Here is a 20,436-nt window from a genome sequence, read left to right on the forward strand (position 1 = left end):
GCCCCGGGGCAGCCTTTTTGATTTTGTGGCTATGTCTAGCGCGGTGCGCGCAGTCGCTTTTCAACGGCATAGTTGTGGATGGGGACGCCATTGACTTCAAAGTCGCGGCGTTCCACCACCGAAAATCCCTGTTTGAGCAGGAAGGATTTGGCAAGCTCGCTGGCTTCTGAATAAAGCTTGCCGATATCCTGTTTTCTGGCCTCGGCCTCAAGGGCGGCATACAGCTGTGCCACGACACCGGTTCCGGCAACATCGGGTGCGGCATACAAAAAACCGATATGCCCGTCGCGTTCGATATCGCCAAATGCGACGACCTGATCGCTGTCATTGACCGCAACAAGGCAATAACGCCCGTCATTCATCACTTCGGCAAACCGCGCCGGGGTGGGTTGCAAACTGGCCCAGACGGCGACCTGTTCTGGGCCATATCCTTTGGGGCCAAGCTTTTTGACAGCGCGACGATAAATCTCGGACATCATCGCGGCATCTTCATCGCGAAAAGGACGTATCGTGATCATGCATCTTGATCCCATGCAGCGTCAAAGAACTGAACTTCAAGTTCCGTGGCACGTTTGAAACAGGACAGGCAGCTCTGGCGTTCATCATTTGAAAGTGTGGGGCCAACCTGATCAAGCTGATCATTGAGATAGGCAACAACACTTTCAAAATACGCACCGACATGCAGATCAAGCCATTCGGAATACCAGAAATCCGTGGGGCGCGTTTCAAGCCCGCGATTGACCCGGTCCGCCCAGCCCAGATAGGTGCCCTCGGCAACGGCAAGAACCGCAAGCATATCGGCATACCGGTTGCTGTTGGTGGCATCGGCCATCAATTGCTTGAAATCTGCCGTAACAGGCCAGTCCGGCTGGTCTTCACGTGCCGTCTCGCTGACGCCAAGTGCCACAAAGGATCGTTCGAAATAGGTATTTTCCGCCCCGGTCACAAGGGCAAGAAACTGACAGCCCGGAATGCGGTCCTTTAATGTCGGGGCACGCGAAACGGCGGCGGCCAAAAGTGCGACAAACCGGTCGATAAAACGATGGTCCTGAATAAGGTAGTTTTCAAGATTGCGTTTTGGAACTGCCGCCTTTCCCCACGCATCGGTAAAGGGATGATGGGTCACACGGTGCCAGTCTTTGGCAACGGATGCCTTCAGCCAGTCGGAAAAGACCCCATCGGGATGTGACTGTTTCCAGACCGGGAAATCGGGAACTGGTTGGGTGTTGTTCATGGTCACGGCGCGTTTCCTGATATCTTTGATTTTTCTTCTTTTTACACGCGATTGTGGCAAGGGCAAGAACCCAATAATTTGCCCGGACATCTGTGACGTGATTGATGCTTGTCAATGTAAAACAACAAATAAGAATGTAATGGTATAGGCAGTTCTTCTCAATCATCCTTGGAGGATGTCATGGCAAATGTCGGAACCGTCGATCGCCTGTTGCGTGCCTGTGCTGGTGTCATTTTGCTTGCTTTGCCGTTCCTGATGGCCAATCCCGCAGAAGGTGCAATTGCATTTGGTGTTTATGGCTGGGTCATGATCGCAGCTGGTGTCGTCTTGCTGGTGACGGCCGCATTCCGTTTCTGCCCGCTTTATATGATTTTCGGTTTGCGGACCTGCCCGCTTTCGAAGTAGGAGCCGTTCAGTAATCCCGCGCAGCAATTTCTGTTCGAGCTGTTGGCAACAGCGCGTTATAGTGACATCCGTAACAGTTACGGTGTGTGACGTTTGTCCTGTTTGACAGGGCATAATGTGATAACGCCACCGGCAATGAATAACGGAACAGAAAAATGAAACGCCTGAGCGACGATCTGACGGTATCCCCGCAATTGCCCCTTGAAGCAATCGACGAGATTGCCAAGGCCGGATACAAAACCATTATCTGTAACCGCCCGGATGATGAAGATCCGGGGCAGCCATCCTTTGCCGAAATTTCTGCCAAGGCCGAAGCCGCAGGTATAAAGGCGATTTTCCAGCCGGTCGTGAGCGGCAATGTCACGGATGCCGATGCCGATGCCTTTGCTGCCAATCTTGCCGATGCGGCCAAGCCGATTTTTGCCTATTGCCGTACGGGGACACGTTGCACGATCCTGTGGTCGCTGGCCAATGCCGGGGCACTTCCGGTTCAGGACATTATCAAGTCGGCGTCTGATGCCGGTTATGACATGTCGCCACTTTTGCCGCGTATTGCTGCGCGCGCCTAGAATTTGGGATGAATTGATGCGGTGGGGTTGATCATGCCCCATCGCATAATCGCGCGGCACGCCTGCCAAAATTGCACTATCGATTTTTTGCAAATCGTGGCGATATGACATGACGGTATGTGATCCGTATGTCTGATTTTCTGGTGTGGATGTGAATTTGAAGACGCGCGAAGACGCCACGATAGAGTTTCGATTGGCGGTGCCCGGCGATATTGATGCGCTGTGCGATATTGAAAACCAGTCCTTTGATATAGACCTCCTGAACCGTCGTGCGTTCAAACGCTTTGTCGGAAGCGAAACCGCGCGCCTGATGGTTGCCTGCAAGAACGGCGGTGTTGTCGGATATGTACTGGTTATTTTCCGGCGCAATGTGGCTTTGGCGCGTCTTTATTCAATGGCGGTCTTGCCCGATATGCGAGGGCAGGGTATCGGCAGGCAACTGGTCACCCGGGCCGAAGACCTCAGTCTTGATTTCGGGGCTCCGATCCTGCGTCTTGAAGTCAGTCAGAAAAATGCGAGGGCGATTTCGCTATTCCGGGCTGCCGGATATCGGGAATTTGCCCTTTATCCGGATTATTACCCGGATCATAGCGATGCTTTGCGCATGGAAAAGGTCCTTGTGCCCAATGCACTTTCCCTGCCATCGCCCATTCATTTCTATCACCAGACCCTGCCATTTACCTGTGGTCCGGCGGCTTTGATGATGGCGATGAATGCACTTGATCCGTCGCTTGAACTTGATCGCAATCTTGAAATTGCTCTGTGGCGCGAAGCCACCACTATTTTCATGACCTCGGGCCATGGCGGATGCGGGCCGCTTGGTCTTGCTCTTGCGGCCAACCGGCGCGGCTTTGATGTCGAGGTTCTAAGCAGCCGCGATGGTCCGCTTTTTGTCGACACCGTACGCAAACCCAAGAACCGCGAAGTGGTCGAACTGGTGCATTATGATTTTGCCCGTCAGGCCCAGGATATGGGTATCCCCGTGATGACCGGACCCTTTGGCGTCGCCGAGATCGAGGAACGTGCCAAAAAAGGAAAAATGGCACTGGTTCTGATCAGTCAGTACCGGATTTACGGCGACAAGATCCCGCATTGGGTGGTGGTGTCGGGGTTTGATGACCGCTTTGTCTATGTCAGCGATCCGGATATCGGCGAAGATCACGAACCGTTCACGGGCAGTGACTGTCTGTCTGTCCCGATCCTGCGTCACGAGTTCGACCTGATGGCGCGATATGGGCGTGACAAGCTTCAGGCCGCCGTGTTCATTTACAAAAAGGCCGGGTAAAACCCGGCCTTTTTCGTTGGTGTGTTGACCGGATTACGGTCGTGCGATCTTGCCCAGAAGATGGGCGATGATGCGGCGGTAAAGGTCCATGCCCAGTACCACATCCTCGACCCCGGCATCGATATTGGGGTTGTCATTGACCTCGATGACCATCGGACCATGCGGGGTTTCCTTGACATCGACACCATAAAGCCCGTCACCCATCAGGCGCGCTGCGGCAAGGGCGGTTGAAACGATATCTGCTGGCGCGTCTTCAACAGCGACTGTTTCAAATCCGCCTTCCTCAAAGCTTTTGCCATCGTCTTCATGCTTGACGATCTGCCAGTGGCCCGGCGCCATGAAATAGCGGCTGGCAAAGATCGGTTCGCCGCCCAGAACACCAATGCGCCAGTCAAAGGTCGTTTCGACATATTCCTGAATGACCAGAAGTTCCGAGTTCTTGAACATCTCGGTCGCAACTTCATTCAGATGCTCGGGTGATTTTACCTTGCGCACCCCGCGCGAGAAGCATCCGTCCGGCACCTTAAGAACCGACGGGAAGCTGAATTGCTGAGCGATTTCGGTAATACGGCGTTTGTCAAAGATCGCACTTTTCGGGGCCGGAATACGGTGTGTGCGCAGCAATTCGGCCAGATAGACCTTGTTGGTACAACGCAGCATCGAGTCCGGATCGTCGATCACCGGAATGCCTTCCTTTACCGCACGTTTGGCAAAGCGATAGGTATGGTGATCAAGGGCAGTGGTTTCACGGATCAGAAGGGCATCAAATTCCGACAAATGATGGAAATCCTTGGCCGTGATCAGTTCGGCCTTGGCACCAAGATCAGATGCAGCCTGAACAAAATTTGCCAAGGCTTCCTTGTCAGACGGCGGCAAAACCTCGTCCGGGTCATGCAGGATCGCAACCAGTGCCGTTGGCGGAGTGACGTTGCCCTGTTTGCGCACGCGCCCGCGCAGATAGGCCCGAAGCGCTGCCTCAAACTCGGCAAGGTTGCTGTCATCAAGTTGGCCAAGTGACGGGGCTTCGATTTCGCGCAAAATCTTGCGATCCTGCCGGTTCAGATGCAGGCGCAGGATCGGGCAACGGAACTGATCAAAGGCCCGTTCGGCGATCTGGCGGAACCGTTTGTCGGCGGTGCGTCCGAAATAGACATCAATATGGTCCGGGGCTTGCTCCGGGCCGTGCCCCGATTTGGCAAGGGCGTCAATGATCTGCGGGCTCAGTTCGGAACGGGCGGTTTTCTGAAGACGTTTCCAGTTAAGGTCAAGAAGAACATCTGCCTCGGGGATCACGCGTTCGGCGCGGGCCGCGGCCAGAAGGCTGCAATAATAGCCGCGCGACAGATATTCATAAGACTGGCACAGGTTGATCACACGGCGGTTGCGTACTCCGTGATCAAGGGCCAGATAATCACGCACCCGCATCACACGCGCACCCGAAACCGCAAAACGCTGATCGGACAGTCGATCCACCAGAATCAGCGGTGCACCGGTGGCAACCGCCGGGGTGACATCGGTCTGCCCGTTATAAAGTGCATGTTCAAGGCGAATGCCATCGCCGCCATCTTCGTAATAGCCCGGAAGATCTGCAATTTTCTGATAGCCGTGCCGTTCATAAAGATTGCGTGCTGTATCGTTCTTTACGCGGACTTCCAGTCGCATGCGCAGGCAGCCGGCATCCATCGCCAGATTCTCAAGACCGGCCAGAAGTTGCGTGCCCAGACCCTTGCCACGCCATTGCTGTGCAATCGCCAGTGAATAGATACGTGCCGTGACCGTGTTGGCGCGCAACAGCAACATTCCGTAACCGACGATTGCCGGTTTGTCGGCATCCCCGGCATCCGCGACCAAAAGGCGTGCGGTTGCCTGACGCAGGAAACGGGAAAAGGATGGGCGCGAAATCAGGTCAGTTTCAAAATTTGCCTGCTCAAGGGCGCAAAGCCCGTCAAGGTCGGCGCGTACAGCATTGCGAATAATGACGGTATTGGTCTGGGTTGAAGCCACGAGATGGACCTCCTGCAATGTGGGGTGTGACGCATATGGTGCGCTCAACTCCCGGTACGCTCAAACCAAAAAGCTCACAAGTGCGTTTATTGTTCACAGCCATGCCATTTTTTCATGGGAATTGGCATAGGTGACACTCGACCTGTAAGATGAATAAAAATATGGTATTTCGTGATAGCAGTTTTGAAAATAACAATAATTCCGCTTGCACGAAGCCCTGCCATGAGCGTCGGATATAAAATGGATCGGGCTGGTGGAACCTGCATCAGTCGACCGGGCATGAAGCACAAAGGACAAGATATTCTTGAACAGGCACAATCCCCGCAATCTGGCATCACTTGGACGGTATCGGGCAATTGTTCCGCTTTTGCTGGCGGGAACGATTTTGGGTGCATGTTCATCTGATGAAGGATCAGGGGGGCTGGGGTTCGGTTTTGGAAATGAGGATGCGGTGGAGCAGGGCGATCTGCGATCAACCATCCCCTATGAGGTCGAACTGGTCGGGATTGACGCGCAGGAAAGCGATCTGCTTTCCGCCCTTGAGGCCGTAAGCACGGCACGTCGCCTGCAATCGCGCCCGACAGCGTCACGGGCAGGTCTGCAACGCCGGGCCGAGGACGATATTGAACGTTTTCAGGCGGTTCTGCGCTCAAACGGTTTTTATGACGGCCAGATCACCTTCGATATTCAGGAAAAGCCCGTTGTCCCGCAATCTGGCAACGAAAACACCGAGCTATCGGAAAATGCAGATGCAGGAGATGCAACAAGCGATACCGCGAACGGTGCCGCATCCGAAGATGCTGTTTCACCGGCAGACACGCCGACGCCGCTTGTTCTGACCTATAATATCGATACAGGTGCGCCATATCTGATTTCATCGGTTGATCTGGTGATTGTGCGTCCCGATGAAACCATCGAACGTCCGGCCACCGACGAGGAACTGGTCAGAACCCGCCTGCAGATCGGACAACGTGCAACGGCACAGCCGATTATCCTTGCCGAGCAATATGGTGTGGATGTTCTGAAGGATCAGGGATATCCGCTGGTGAAATCGACCAAGCGGACCGTGATGGCCGATACCGCCCGGAAAACCATTTCGATCAAATATGCCTTTGAAACCGGTCCCGCGGCCAATTTCGGTGCGGTCACGGTCAATGGTGCCGAACAGGTTGATCAGGACTTTATCGCCGGATATCGCAGTTGGGATCCGGGCGAGCAATACAGCCCCGAAGAGGTCAGAACCACACGACGCGATCTGGCGCAGACCAACCTGTTTGACAGTGTGATTGTAAAGGTTGCCGGTCCGGTTGGTGAAAATGGTGAAATCCCTGTCGAGATCAATGTGGTTGAACGCAAAATGCGCTCGATCGGTGGCGGGCTTGATTTCTCGACTGCCGAAGGTCCCGGTGGCAATGCTTTCTGGGAACATCGCAACCTGTTTGGTGCGGGTGAAAGGTTGCGGTTGGGGATGGATGTCTCAAGTCTTGAGCAGGGTGTCAGTGCGGAATTCAAAAAGCCGCAATTCCTGGAACGCAAGCAATCCTTTGTTGCAGATGCCCATGCCAAGAACAACGACACGGATGCCTATAAGGGCTCAACGATTGACAGTTTTGTCGGTATCGAACGGCCACTTGGTGAAAACTGGTCAGCGAGCCTTGGTGTGACAGCGGAATATTCCGATCTGACCGGATCTGACTCCCCGAATGAGGAATTCTATCTGGCGGGTCTGCGCGGTATTTTGCGTCACGACAACACCGATAATCCGCTTGATCCGACCAAAGGCACGCGCTTTGAAATCAACGTGTCGCCTTATATGGGACTGACGGATCAGGATACGGGATTTACCTCGGTCTCGCTTGCCGGTTCGCAATATCTGTCAGTTGATAAAGACGGCGATTATGTGTTTGCCGCGCGCGCGCGCACCGGGACGATCATTGGTGAAGAACGCGGCAGCCTGCCGTCCAACAAACGTTATTATTCTGGTGGCGGTGGATCGATCCGTGGCTATGAATATCAAAAGGTCGGACCGCTTGATGATGATCACGATCCTCTTGGCGGGCGGTCTGTTCTGGAAGTCGGATTTGAATTTCGTGCACGGGTAACGGAATCATTTGGCATCGTCCCGTTTGTTGAAGGCGGCAATGTCTATGCCCGAAGCGAACCCGAAGACATCTCGTTACTGTGGGCAGCGGGGCTTGGTTTCCGCTATTACACGGCGGTCGGGCCGCTGCGTTTTGATGTGGCCCTGCCGCTTGATAAACGTGACAATGTCGATGACGATTTCCAGCTTTATATCAGTTTGGGGCAGGCATTTTGACCGGGGCTGAACAACCGTCCAGCAAGGCATCACAGAAAACAAGACGTTCCCGTTCTGCATCAAGATGGGGGCGTTATGCTGCCTATGGTCTGGGCGGTGCCGTGCTTGGCGTTACCGGTATTGTGACGATTGCCGGAACCGGCCCGGTTCTGCGTGCGCTTACCCCGATGATCAATGAAACGGTATCGACCGCAACGGACAGCACCTTTGAGATTGGCCGCATAGAAGGAAGTCTTTGGACTGGTCTGACGCTTGATCGTCTTTTGATGGACCGGGCGGGCGATGGTTTTCATCTTGAACTGGGATCGGCTGATTTTGACTGGTCGCCACTGGCCTTGTTGGGCGGGACATTAAAGGTCAATCATCTTGGACTTCAAAGTGCAAAGGTTGTTCTGCCAAATACGACAGGCCTGGAAGAGGTCGAGGAAGAGACATCTGATTCAGAAAGCGGTCTTTCTCTTCCGCTTGCCGTTGCAATCGACGCCGTCGCGCTTCGCGAGATAGCGCTGATTGATCCGCTGTCAGGCAAAGAGTTTCTGTATGGGCTTAATGCCAAGGCAGCGGTTGGAACCAATCTTTCGGCAACGGCGAAGATTGATTTGCACCCGCTGGATGACGGGTCTGACCGGTTTGATGTTGATCTGGATTTCGATGGACCGGATCAGCGACTGGCTGCGAAAATCGATGGCGCGCTTGGGCGAGAAGGCCTTGTCATGACCCTTGCCGGGGTGGCGCCCGATGTAGCCACCGATATCGATATCAAGCTTGCCGGGAATGGTCCGGCGAATGACTGGCGGGGAACACTTGATGTCGGGGCAGATGGCTATGGCGCACTGTCAGCTGACATCGGTGTTCAGCTTTCATCTGATATTCTGGCTTTCACACTTGATGGTGGTCTTGAGACATTTGATCGTATCTCTGATCAGTTGCCAGAGCAGTTGCGCAAGAAAATCGATCTTGGCATTGGCGGGGCGTTTGATGCTGATCATCAGCGCCTGTCATTTGATCGTGTTTCGGTTGCGATGGCGGATGCGGTGGCGATTTCGGCCACGGCTGATCTTGATCTGGCAGAAAGCACTGTGGCGGCCAAGCTTGATGGCAAGATCGATCCGGCATTGTCCGCACTTGTTGATGACGCGGTGACATGGGGGCAGCTTGATCTTGGTGTTTCTGCCAAGGGTGATCTTGCCATGCCAGGGGTTGAGGTCACGATTGACGGGCGCGATGTCACAACACCGGTCTCTACCATTGCGAATGTGACAGTGCGCGCCGATATGCCCGAACCCGAAAATGATGATGCGATCACGGCAAGTCTTATGGCATCGACATCGGGAAGTGACTGGCAGGATACAGATCTTGCGGCGTTTCTTGGCACGGGTCAGGAGTTGTCCCTTAATGCGTTGATATCGTCTGATTTTTCCAGTGTGGCGCTGCGGGATATGCTGGTTTCAGCACCCCAAATGAAGCTGCATGGTGATGCCGAACTTGATGGTGCCTTTGCCATCACGACAGCCAAGCTGACCGGTGATGTTGCCGATCTTTCGATCTTTGCCCCGATTTCCGGACTTGATCTGAGCGGGCAGGGGCAGGTCACGCTTGGCAACATGTCGTGGTCGACAGAAGCCGGATTAAAAAGCGATCTGGCAATATCAACAACCGAAACCGGATTTGGCATTGCCGATCTTGACCGGATTGTCGGACCATCCCCAACGATCACCGGTCAGGTCGCGCTGATGCCAAATCTTGATCTGACAGTTGATCTGGCATCGGTCGAGACCGCGACGGTCAAGGGACCGGTCAGGGTCGATATTACCGAAGAATTTGAACGTCTTGCCGTAGTTGGTGATCTTGATGTTGCCCCCGGAACTGTCCCGCCAGAAATAGGTGTTTCAATCGCACCGGCAAAGCTTTCCGTGCGGCTGGATGGCGATATATCAGCGCCGCCGGGCCAGATAGAACTTGTGGTGCCAAGCGTCGAGGCCGGTGGGCAACGCTTTGACAAGGTTGCACTCTCAACCCGGATGGAATGGTCGGATCAGGCGGTATTGTCGCTGCTTAATCGCGGTGCGTTTACTCTTGGCAAACATGGTTATGAACTTGCGGCAAATGTGGGACTGCCTGATGACGGTCTGAGGGTTGAAGGGATTTCATTGCGTGGCGATTATTTGGTGCTGCGCGGTGATCTGATGCTGCCCGATTATGCCACACCGATCCAGGGCAACATTGTGCTCGAAAATCTTGATGCCGAATTGCTTGGTGATTTCGGTGTGCCCTTTGCCAATGGCACTGTGACAGCCGATCTTGGATTTACTCCCGATGGCGAACGTCAGACAGTCACAGTTTCCGCACTTGCAATGGGGCTTCGCATGATTGTGGAAAGTGATGGCAACCCGTCGATGATCGAGGATGTCGAACTTGATGCCACGGTTCGCGATGCCTTCGCCGCCCCGGATATCACAGCCAAGCTTGAAGGACGCGATATCGTCTTTTCGCCAGTCGCAATTGATGACATATCGCTGGACGTAAAAGGCGGGCTGGAAGCGCTTGATATCGTTTTAAATACCAGCGGTCTTTATCAGGGAAATGTCCCGATATCAGCCGACCTTGTCGCAGATATCGCTCTTGGCCCGGACATCAGTGTGACAGCACGGAAATTTGATTTCGATGTCAGTGATCAGGCAGTCACCCTGCGTCGTCCGTTGCAATTCGTCATGGCCGCAAACGGGCAACAGAAACTTGACGTCGATCTTGCGGTCGGGTCCGGGCAGCTTGTTGCACGCATGACACAGGAAGCCGGTCAGAAATCGATCAAGGGTGATGTGTCGCTTGACGGTGTCGATCTTGCCCCATGGGGTCGCATTGCCGGGTATGACGGACTAAGCGGGACAGCCAACCTGTCGGCAAACTTGCGTGAAAGCAGGGGAACCTTGCCAGCCGTACAGGTCAAAGGGCGGATCACAGGTATTACTGCCAAGGCGGTCAAGGATCTCGAACCATTTGAGATGGCACTCGATATTGATCTGACCAAGGGCATTCTGAAAGGTACGGCAAATCTCGCCAATTCGGATATCGAGGCGCTGTCAGCAAAGGGTACGGTGCCGCTTGCGATTTCGGTCCTGGAACAGAATTTCAGTCCCGATCTTTCGGCGCCTGTATCGGCCAGCGTTCGCATGAATGGCCAGATCGCCGAATTCTGGCCCTATGTCCCGGCACCGGACCATCAGGTTTCGGGCAAGATCAGGCTTGAGCTTGATGTTGCCGGAACGCTTGATGATATCGGCTGGAATGGCAATCTGGATCTTTCGGATGGCCATTATGAAAATCTGGTCTATGGCACGATCCTTGATCAACTGGCCCTTAAGGGAGAATTTGATCAGAACGGGCTTTCGATCCCGTCGATCACGGCAACGGATGGCGGGAATGGCAGTCTTGATGCGTCGGTTGATCTGAAAATGAAGGATGGCGGTGAGGTCGCCTATGAGGTGACCACCAAGCTGCGTAATTTTGCCTTGTCGCGGGTCGATGAATTGCGGTTCTGGGCGGATGTCGATACCAAGGTCAATGGCAATCAGAACGGTGCCGATATCAAAAGTACCGTTGCCGTTCAGCGTGGCGAGGTTGATCTGTCACTGGCATTGCCAGAATCCGTTCCGACGATCGAGATTTCGAACCTTCCTGACGAAGCGGAAAAGGAAAAGGCCCGCAAGGCCGCCGACAAGGATACCGGTTTTGTCGGTAATCTGGATGTTACGGTCGATATCCCCGGACGATTGTTTGTACGCGGCAAGGGGCTTGATTCCGAGTGGGGCGGGTCACTTGAAATTTCAGGGACGACCGACGATCCCCGGATTGTCGGGCAGTTGTCTGCGCTTCGCGGGCAGCTTGATATCATTGGCAAAACCTTTGTGATCAAGGATTCCAAAATCACCTTTGCCGGGGGCTCGCCGCCTGATCCGATGCTTGATATCAAGGGTATCTACACGACAACCGATCTTGAAGTTTCCGCGGGCTTCCAGGGACCGGCAAGCGATCCTGAACTGGTCCTGTCATCCAATCCGTCCTTGCCCGAGGATGAAATTCTGTCGCAGGTCCTGTTTGGCAAATCACAAGGCAGTCTGAGTGCTGTCGAAGCCGTGCAGCTGGCGAGTGCGCTTAATGAATTGTCCGGCGGCGGCAGTGGTCTTGATGTGGTTGGCAGTGTGCGCCGTTTTATCGGGGCTGACGTGCTTCAGGTTGGTGGTGGCGAAGACGGGCCCGAGGTCAAGGTTGGCAAATACCTGAGCGAGGGCGTCTATGTCGGTACCAAGGCCGGGGCAACACCGGGATCAAGCGGGGTCGAAGTCGAAATCGAGGTCACGCCGAATATCAGCGTGACCAGTGAAAGCACCGAGATCGACAGCAAGGCCGGTGTGCAGTATCGGCTGGATTACTAACCGAGTTCCAGATCGCTGATATCAACCAGTGCTCCGTGACGGCAGATCACCCGGCCGGCTACTTTCTGGGCAATGCTGATGGCCCCTTCGACACTTTGGCCATGCGAACGTGCGGCCAGAAACGCCCCGTTAAAGGAATCACCGGCCGATGTTGTATCGACGATCTCGGTGATGACGGGCGGGGTAACGAAACCGGACTGGCCGTCCTTGTTGCACCAATAGGTCGGATCGCCCCCCGATTTGACGATGACTTCGCGCACTCCGGCTTCAAGCCAGCGCTGCCCGGTTTCCTGCGCGGATTTGTCGCCAAACAGGGCCGCATCATCATCAAAGGTCGGAAGAACAGTGTCACAGAACAGCGCAATGGCGCGATAAATGTCCATCGCGGTCTGATCGCCGGACCAAAGACGCGGACGATGATTGGTGTCGAAATAGACCTTGCCGCCCTTGTTGGCGTAATCGGCGACAAGGGCGATCATTTTCTGGCGATCATCGGGCGACAGGATCGCAAGACTGATCCCCGAAAGGTAAAAGCCGTCAAAACGCCCGAAAGAATCCCTGATTTGTGCGTCATGACCGCCACCAAGAACCTGCTTTGCTGCGGCCTGATCACGCCAGTAGGAAAAACTGCGCTCGCCGTCTGCGTCGGTCTGGATGGTATAAAGGCCGGGAAGAGCGCCATCGATCCGGCGAACAAGATCTGTGGCAATGCCGTCGGACTGCCAGGCTTCGATCATCGCGTTGCTATAGGCGTCGGTGCCAAGTGCGGTGATATAGGAAGCGCATTTAATGCTGGCCGGGTCAAGAAGACGGCTGGTACGTGCCATATAGGTTGCGGCATTCAGGGTATCCCCGGCAAAGCCAAGCTTTGCTGCACCAAAAACCGTGCCGGGCTGCGCACCGGAAAGCTCAAGCATACATTCACCGATAAACGCGATGTGGGGCATTGGGTAACCTTTGAACTTGGGTAAGATAATTCCGTGACAATGCGCCTAGTCGCCGATCGGCTGACGCCCGGTAGGCGGGTTGAGCGTCAAAAGCGACGACCGGATGCGACGCAGCTTCTCTTTTGCCTGATCAGGCATGCGTCGCGCAACTGCTGTTGCAATCACGTCAATGGTTGCCAGAAAGGCATGGCGCGTTGCGGTCGGTTTGTAGATGTCCGGGTTTTCGGGCATTTCGATCCCGATCACCAGATCGCTCTCAGCCGCAAGGGGGCTGTCAGGGTGGGTCAGGGAAATGACCTTGGCGCCATATTGCCGGGCAATGGCCGCAGAATGGATAAGCTCGGTCGGGCGACCGCTGGTTGAGATGGCAAACACCACATCTTCCGGGCCAAGGGTCGAAGACAGCATGCGCTGCAAATAGCCGTCACTTTGTGACTGTGCGGGAATGCCAAGCCTGAAAAAGCGGTTGGCCGCATCAAAGGCCACCATGGTCGACCCGCCCCCGACACCAAAAAAGGCAATCTGGCGTGCCTTGACCAGAATGTCGGCGGCCTTGTCGATCTGTTCGGATGAAATCTGATCGCGGAGCAGGCGCAGGTTATCAATGATCACACCCAGAACGTGACTTGAAAGTACGTCTGCGGCAGTTGTGTCATCCGAAATATCCTCGGATGTCAGATACTGCATGCTGACCGCAAGATTTTGCGCCAGACGCATTTTGAAATCACGAAAACCGTCACAGCCCAGTGTCCGGCAAAAACGGATAACCGTTGGCTCGCTGACCCCGACATTACTGGCAAGATCGGAAAGGGCAATCGTGGTGACAGCTTCCAGATTTTCACTGACATAATCGGCGACCAGCTGTTCCCGGTTGGGAAAGCTTCCCGACTGGCTGCGCAGCAGGCTGATGATGTCGGCGGTCGGTTGCATCACACTGGTCCGGTTCTGTTTTCAGGGACGGGTAGGGGCGCCACAGACAATTGCCGTTCATGGCACCCCTTTGGCAAGTATCACTTTTCCGGCTTGTAAGCGATAGCTTCAATTTCAATTTTGGCGTCAACCATCATCTGAGACTGTACCGTAGAACGTGCAGGACGCTCATTGGGGAAGAATTCCGCATAGACGCGGTTAAAGGTCCAGAAATCGCGGGTATCAGCCAGCCAGACATTGATCTTGAAAACATCGTCAAGGGTGCAATCGGCAAGTGCGAGGGCGGCTTTGACATTTTCCATGGTCAGGCGTGTCTGGTCCTCGATACCGCCATAGGCGATTTCACCATTTTCCTTCATGGCAACCTGACCGGAAATATAAACGTAGTCACCCGCACGAACGGCCGGAGAAAAAGGTAGTTTCTGTCCGCCGGCACCGCTGCGCTCATTGCCATAATGTTTGATCGCCATGGAAATCTCCCTGCTTTGGCTTGCGGGTGCAGATCAGAACGCACCCTGTTTAAAATGTAGTTTAACTACCTAAAGCAGTTTCAAAATTCGGTCAATAGCGGAAAATTTGCGCCGATGATGTTAAAAATGTGTAGACAAGCTACAAAAATGATCTCAGGATGTAGAAAAATTACACAAAAGATTCATCAGCGGAGAGATTGGCGAAGATGGCATTACGCCGTGTTGAAACCATTGCAGCGACCCTAAGCCGTTCCCTGAACTGGGTTGTCGAACGCGTTATTGCGCTTTTGATGCTTGTTCTGGTTCTGGATGTCTGGCTTGGCGTTATTGATCGATACATTTTCCATTGGCAACTACCCTGGCCCGAGGAACTCGCCCGTTATCTGATGATCTGGGCGGCACTTCTGGCGATTTCGGCCGGGATTGCGCGCCGCGAGCATATAGGGATCGGGATGTTTGTTCTGAGCCTGCCAATGCCGATCCAGCGCAGCATCCTGTTTCTGGTCGATCTGATTGCACTCGCCGCATTCCTCTATCTTGCGATCTATGGATTGGGCTTTGCCGAAGGCGGCATGCGCCGTCAGGCCATGATTTTCGGGATGTCGCTCGCACTTCCCTATGCCGCAGTACCGGTCTCAAGCCTGTTGGCGGCAATCCAGCTTCTTCTTGTAGCCTTGCGTGATCAGGGCCGCTTCATCCCGGTTGATCTTGCGGAGGGCGCGGAATGATCGTCGCCATTATCTTTGTCGTTCTGATGGTTTTGGGCATGCCGATCGGTTTTGCCCTGGGTGTGGCAGGTGTCGTTGGCCTGTTTGACATGGGCGGGGGGATGTTTCTGTCCCAGGGCCCAAGCAAGGTATTTAACGGACTGAACGTCTTTCCGTTCCTTGCCATGCCTTTCTTTATTCTTGCTGGCGAAATCATGAACCATATCGGCATCACAAGCCGTCTGGTGAAATTTGCCCAGGCCCTTGTCGGGCATATGCGTGGTGGTCTGGCCCATACCAATATGCTGGCATCCGTTTTCTTTGCGGGACTTACGGGTGCCGCAACGGCGGATGCGGCGGCCTTTGGCAAGACGCTTGTTCCTGCCATGGTCGAACGCGGATATCGCCGTGACTATGCCTGTGCGGTGACGGCCGCCGGGTCGATCATCGGCCCGACCATTCCCCCATCGGGACTGATGGTGGTCTATGGCTCACTGATGGGGGTTTCGATTGGTGGTCTGTTTGCCGCAGGTATTTTGCCGGGTCTAATGATCTGTCTGATCTGCATGACCGTGATTGCGGTGACGGCACGCGCCAAGAACCTGCCGAAAAATGAACGTCGGGCCACACTTCTTGAAATCTGGCAGATTTTCAAATCATCGATTACCGCACTGATCATGCCTCTGATCATTCTGGGCGGCATTCTTGGCGGGATTGTCACACCGACCGAGGCTGCATCGGTTGCGGTTGCCTATGCGCTGTTTATCGGTGTGTTCATCTATCGTGCGCTGAGCTTTGCCGATTTCTTCGGGATGCTGGTGCGCACAGCCCGCGTCACGGGCGTGATTTTCGTGATTATTGCCTTTGCGTCGATCCTCGGCTGGTGGCTGAGCTTCAATCGCATTCCGCAAGAAGTCGCAAGCCTTGTTCTGGGTGTGTCCGGGAACCCCTATATCGTGATCTTCATGATTGTCGGTCTGCTTCTGCTGATCGGTATGGTGATGGATATCAACGCCATCCTGATCATTCTGGCACCGGTTCTGGTTCCGCTGACAGTCCAGATCGGAATGGACCCGATCCATGCCGGGATCATCTTTATCCTTGCGCTCAATATCTCGCTGATGACGCCGCCTGTCGGGGCCTGTCTGTTCGTGTTGTCATCGGTGACGGGTGAAAAGCTTGAAAAAATTGCAGCACAGCTTTGGCCATTCCTTTTGGCTGAACTGGGTGTGCTGTTCCTGTTTGCCTTCTGGTCGGATCTGGCGCTCGCGATACCGCGACTGCTGGGCTTCCGCTAGGCCTGCGGGGTGAAGGCAGCCCCGGTCAGTCCGGGCCGGGGCACGCACCAAAACAAAATGCCGGACACCATAAAGTCGTTACATCAAGGAGAGGTAAGAATGAAAACCGTAAAGCGTTTGGGCGCAGCCGCCCTGGCAACTGCGATGCTGATGGGCAGCACCTCGATGGCGTTTGCCGAGGCCAAAGTCCTGAAATTCGCCCACGACAATAAAACCGACCCGTTCGAAAACCCGGCACATGCCTGTACTGCTGTTTTTGCCAATATTGTCGAAGCTGACACCAATGGCGAAATCAAGGTTGAAGTCTATCCGTCCAACCAGCTTGGTTCGGCCGCCGAACATGTTCAAATGGTTCGTGATGGTCTGATTCAGGGTACCCTGACCTCGACCGGGGCGCTGGCATCCTATTATCCGCGCATCGATGTTCTGAACCTTGCATTCGCATTTGACAGCAACGCGTCCACCTATGACGTATTTGATGGTCCTTTCGGCTCGGCGCTTGCGTCTGACATCGAAGGTACCCTTGGTGATGTCAAGGTTCTGGGCTTCCCTGATACCGGCGGGTTCTTTGCTGTGACCAACTCCCAGCATGCGATTGCCACCCTTGAGGATTTCAAGGGTATTCGTATCCGCACCATGTCACTGCCGTCACACCAGAAAATCATGCAGGCACTGGGTGCAGAAGCATATCCGATGGCCTGGGGCGAAGTTTATGCCGGCCTTCAGACCGGCGTGATCGACGGTCAGATGAACCCGGTTCCGACCGTGACCTTTGCCAAGTTCAACGAAGTTCAGGGATACCTGACCCTGACCAATCACCTGTTCTCGCCTTACACCATGATGCTGTCCAAAGCATTCTGGGATGACCTGACCGCCGATCAGCAGAAAATCATCCGCTACGCTGCCCAGTCTTGCGTTGTTGCAAGCCGCGGTGTGTCACGCGTGATCGAGGCGTCTGATCGTGGTCTTGCCGGTCTTAAGGACAAAATGGAAATCACCGCTCTGTCGGCTGAAGACCGTGAAAAGTTCAAAGAGGCAACCCAGCCGGTCGTGATCCAGCACGTACAGGAAAGCCTTGGCGACGAAGGTGTGAAACTTCTGAACCTGTTCAAGGAAGAAGTCGAGAAAGCCAACGCCAGCCGCTACATGGAATAAGCCATTCCACCCACCGAAGGGGCGGCTTTCTGCCCCTTCGGATTTCATTAGCTGATATCAAAAGACCAATAACAAAGGCACGGGCCATGCGGATTTTTTGCGCCTCGATTGCAACCGAGACCAATACATTTTCACCTTTAAGAACCGATTTTTCCGATTTTCAGGAAAGCTTTTACGCGCCGCCTGGTCAGCATCCGGTAACCCCGACGCTGTGCAGTGCCGTCTTTACCGAAGGCCGCCTTCGTGCCGCAAAGGAAGGCTGGGACCTGATCGAAGGCACTGCAACCTGGGCTGAGCCCGGCGGGCTTGTCAGTCGCGAAACCTATGAACAGCTTCGCGACGAGGTTCTGGGGCAGCTCCGCGCGGCCATGCCGGTTGATGGCGTGATCCTTGGCCTGCATGGCGCGATGGTTGCGCAGGATTATCTTGATTGCGAGGGCGATCTTATTTCACGCATTCGCGCGCTTGTTGGTCCGGAAGTTGTGATCGGCACCAGCTTTGACCCGCATAGCCATCTGACTGCATTGCGTGTCGATAATGCCGACATCATCGTCGCCTTCAAGGAATTCCCCCATACCGATTTCGTCGAAACCGGGCGTGCGGTGGTTGATCTTGTGTTGCGCACGCTGCGCGGTGAAATCACGCCGACCAAGGCAGTCTTTGATTGCCATATGATCGAAGTCCTGCCGACATCGCGTGAACCGATGCGGTCCTTTATTGACCGCGCAAAGGATATGGAAGGGACGGGCGATATTTTATCGGTTTCCTTCATTCATGGCTTTATGGCCGGTGACGTGCCCGACCTTGGTGCCAAGGTCATTGTCACCACCAACAATAACCCTGCGGAAGCCAAACAGATTGCACGAGACCTGGGGGTTGAGTTGTTTGGTTTCCGTGGGGCCACCCGGCCGACATTCCTTAAACCCGAAGCGGCCCTTGATCAGGCATTGGCGTCGGACGCCAAACCTATTGTGCTAACCGATGTCTGGGATAATCCGGGCGGAGGCGTACCGGGCGACAGCACGATTTTACTGCGCGCGGTGATGGAACGCGGGCTTTCTGATTATGCCTTTGGCACGCTTTGGGACCCGATGGCGGTAAAGATCTGTTTTTCTGCGGGCGAGGGCGCGACATTGCCGCTGCGCTTTGGCGGTAAAACCGGTGCCCATGCCGGTGCCCCGATTGACGCCGAGGTCACGGTCAAGAAGCTTGAACGTAATGCCTGGCAGTATTTCGGCGAAAGCATTGTGCCGCTTGGCGATTGTGCGGTGATCGTTCTTCCGGGCGGGGGTGAGGTGATCCTCAATACCAACCGGTCGCAAAGTTTCGATCCCAGCCTGTTTTCGAATATGGGGATCGATCCGAAATCAAAAAAATATTTGTTTATCAAATCGACCAATCACTTCTACGATGCCTTCGCCAAAATCGCGGGCGAGATCATCTATATTGATGTGCATGGTCCTTATCCTTCGGATCCGAAAACCAATGGATACCGTCATGTCAAACGTCCGCTTTGGCCGATTGTCGATGATCCGTTTGCCCAAAAGGCCAGCTGATTGTTGATTGCCATCGCCCCTTCGCGTCACCACCGAAAATCAAAGGACGTTTTTCATGACCCGTTCACCGCAATATCCCCAACTTGATACGCCTTGCGCGGTGATCAATCTTGATACGGTCGATCGCAACGTAAATGCCTATCAGGCCTATTGCGACAAGCACGGTATTGCGCTGCGCCCGCATATCAAGACTCACAAGATCCCGGCCTTTGCCAAACAGCAAATCGATGCCGGGGCCAGGGGAATTACCTGTCAGAAAATTGGCGAGGCCGAAATTATGGCCGATGCCGGACTGGATGACATTCTTCTGACCTATAATGTGTTGGGAGAACGCAAGCTTGCCCGTCTGCGTTCCTTGTTTGACCGGATCAAAACACTTCGTGTTGTTGCCGATAACGAGGCCGTCATCGAAGGCCTGTCGCGTGCCTTTTCTGACAGTGCCAAGCCGCTGGAAATCCTGATTGAATGTGATACCGGCGGCGGACGTTGTGGTGTGCAAAGCCCCGATGCAGCAGTGGTTCTTGCACAAAAGATCCAATCCCTTCCGGGCATTGCCTTTGCCGGTCTGATGACCTATCCGGCGGCCGGTGGTGGACCGAAAGTCGGCGGGTTCTTTGGCGATGCCATGGCCAAGCTCGACGCGGTCGGGATTGACTGCCCGATCAGAAGTTCGGGCGGGACACCCGATATGTGGAAGGCCCACGAAGTATCGAACGTCACCGAACATCGTATCGGCACCTATATCTATAACGACCGGTCATTGATGGCGCGTGAGGTCTGTGGCGAGGATGATTGTGCACTTCGTGTTCTGGCCGAGGTGGTTTCACTCCCGGCACCCGGACGTGCAATCATTGATGCGGGATCAAAGGTTCTGACTTCCGATCTTTTGGGTCTTGAGGGATATGGCTGTGTCGTTGGCCATCCCGAGGTCAATGTGGTCGGTCTTTCCGAAGAACACGGCATCCTGCATTTCGAGGCCGATCTGAGCCCGTTTGAAATCGGCGAGCGGATCGAAATCATCCCCAACCATGTCTGCGTGGTCAGCAATATGCTTGATCAGGTGCATCTGGTGCGTGGGGACGTGATCTCAACGGTCGATGTCACCGCACGCGGCAAGGTTTTGTAA

At 54.5% G+C, this 20,436-nt stretch carries 16 protein-coding genes; 10 read left to right on the forward strand and 6 right to left on the reverse strand.

Annotation, left to right across the window (positions count from 1 at the left end):
• Positions 1–35 precede the first annotated feature (35 nt).
• Together TH30_RS06460 and TH30_RS06465 are read right to left on the reverse strand one after the other, a co-directional pair.
• Positions 36–518: a GNAT family N-acetyltransferase gene (locus TH30_RS06460; protein WP_114097277.1), complete on the reverse strand. Its 483-nt coding sequence runs from the start codon at positions 516–518 to the stop codon at positions 36–38.
• Entirely contained in the window at positions 515–1,234 is a 720-nt protein-coding gene (locus TH30_RS06465) for a TenA family protein (protein ID WP_114097278.1), read from the reverse strand. Before TH30_RS06465 ends, TH30_RS06460 begins: the two co-directional genes overlap by 4 nt.
• A 180-nt stretch (positions 1,235–1,414) precedes the next feature.
• Between TH30_RS06465 and TH30_RS06470 the strand changes: the two genes are divergently transcribed.
• The 3 genes from TH30_RS06470 (at position 1,415) to TH30_RS06480 (ending at position 3,493) form a co-directional block, all read left to right on the forward strand.
• A complete protein-coding gene (locus TH30_RS06470) occupies positions 1,415–1,639 on the forward strand; it encodes a YgaP family membrane protein (protein ID WP_114097279.1) in 225 nt (74 codons plus the stop codon).
• A 155-nt stretch (positions 1,640–1,794) separates the two neighbouring features.
• Positions 1,795–2,208: a protein tyrosine phosphatase family protein gene (locus TH30_RS06475; RefSeq protein WP_114097280.1), complete on the forward strand. Its 414-nt coding sequence runs from the start codon at positions 1,795–1,797 to the stop codon at positions 2,206–2,208.
• Between the two features lie 157 nt (positions 2,209–2,365).
• Positions 2,366–3,493: a peptidase C39 family protein gene (locus TH30_RS06480; RefSeq protein ID WP_114097515.1), complete on the forward strand. Its 1,128-nt coding sequence runs from the start codon at positions 2,366–2,368 to the stop codon at positions 3,491–3,493.
• Between the two features lie 33 nt (positions 3,494–3,526).
• Here the strand turns inward: TH30_RS06480 and TH30_RS06485 are convergent, their stop codons facing one another.
• Positions 3,527–5,497, reverse strand: coding sequence for a GNAT family N-acetyltransferase (locus TH30_RS06485; protein WP_114097281.1), 1,971 nt, complete (start codon positions 5,495–5,497; stop codon positions 3,527–3,529).
• 304 nt (positions 5,498–5,801) lie between these two features.
• Between TH30_RS06485 and TH30_RS06490 the strand changes: the two genes are divergently transcribed.
• Together TH30_RS06490 and TH30_RS06495 are read left to right on the forward strand one after the other, a co-directional pair.
• Complete coding sequence (locus TH30_RS06490) at positions 5,802–7,814, forward strand: autotransporter assembly complex protein TamA (protein WP_258548639.1); 2,013 nt, start codon at positions 5,802–5,804, stop codon at positions 7,812–7,814.
• Positions 7,811–12,247: a translocation/assembly module TamB domain-containing protein gene (locus tag TH30_RS06495; RefSeq protein ID WP_114097282.1), complete on the forward strand. Its 4,437-nt coding sequence runs from the start codon at positions 7,811–7,813 to the stop codon at positions 12,245–12,247. The genes TH30_RS06490 and TH30_RS06495 overlap by 4 nt, the downstream gene beginning before the upstream one ends.
• Here TH30_RS06495 and TH30_RS06500 read toward each other — a convergent pair.
• From TH30_RS06500 to TH30_RS06510, 3 genes are all read right to left on the reverse strand, one after another.
• Positions 12,244–13,194: a sugar kinase gene (locus TH30_RS06500; RefSeq protein ID WP_114097283.1), complete on the reverse strand. Its 951-nt coding sequence runs from the start codon at positions 13,192–13,194 to the stop codon at positions 12,244–12,246. The genes TH30_RS06495 and TH30_RS06500 overlap by 4 nt on opposite strands.
• A gap of 45 nt (positions 13,195–13,239) precedes the next feature.
• A complete protein-coding gene (locus TH30_RS06505; RefSeq protein WP_114097284.1) occupies positions 13,240–14,124 on the reverse strand; it encodes a MurR/RpiR family transcriptional regulator in 885 nt (294 codons plus the stop codon).
• Positions 14,125–14,204: 80 nt separating this feature from the next.
• Entirely contained in the window at positions 14,205–14,594 is a 390-nt protein-coding gene (locus TH30_RS06510) for a RidA family protein (RefSeq protein WP_114097285.1), read from the reverse strand.
• Positions 14,595–14,800: 206 nt separating this feature from the next.
• Here TH30_RS06510 and TH30_RS06515 point away from each other — a divergent pair, with 206 nt between their 5' ends.
• From TH30_RS06515 to TH30_RS06535, 5 genes are all read left to right on the forward strand, one after another.
• Complete coding sequence (locus tag TH30_RS06515) at positions 14,801–15,322, forward strand: TRAP transporter small permease (protein ID WP_114097286.1); 522 nt, start codon at positions 14,801–14,803, stop codon at positions 15,320–15,322.
• Positions 15,319–16,599 (forward strand): TRAP transporter large permease, encoded by a 1,281-nt coding sequence (locus TH30_RS06520; RefSeq protein WP_114097287.1) that lies wholly within the window; start codon positions 15,319–15,321, stop codon positions 16,597–16,599. The genes TH30_RS06515 and TH30_RS06520 overlap by 4 nt, the downstream gene beginning before the upstream one ends.
• Positions 16,600–16,698: 99 nt before the next feature.
• Positions 16,699–17,754 (forward strand): TRAP transporter substrate-binding protein, encoded by a 1,056-nt coding sequence (locus TH30_RS06525; protein ID WP_114097288.1) that lies wholly within the window; start codon positions 16,699–16,701, stop codon positions 17,752–17,754.
• A gap of 86 nt (positions 17,755–17,840) precedes the next feature.
• Complete coding sequence (locus TH30_RS06530; protein WP_114097289.1) at positions 17,841–19,310, forward strand: M81 family metallopeptidase; 1,470 nt, start codon at positions 17,841–17,843, stop codon at positions 19,308–19,310.
• 55 nt (positions 19,311–19,365) lie between these two features.
• On the forward strand, positions 19,366–20,436 hold the full coding sequence (locus TH30_RS06535) for a D-TA family PLP-dependent enzyme (protein ID WP_114097290.1): 1,071 nt from the start codon (positions 19,366–19,368) through the stop codon (positions 20,434–20,436).

This window comes from Thalassospira profundimaris (assembly GCF_003326795.1).
GTDB lineage: Bacteria > Pseudomonadota > Alphaproteobacteria > Rhodospirillales > Thalassospiraceae > Thalassospira > Thalassospira profundimaris_C.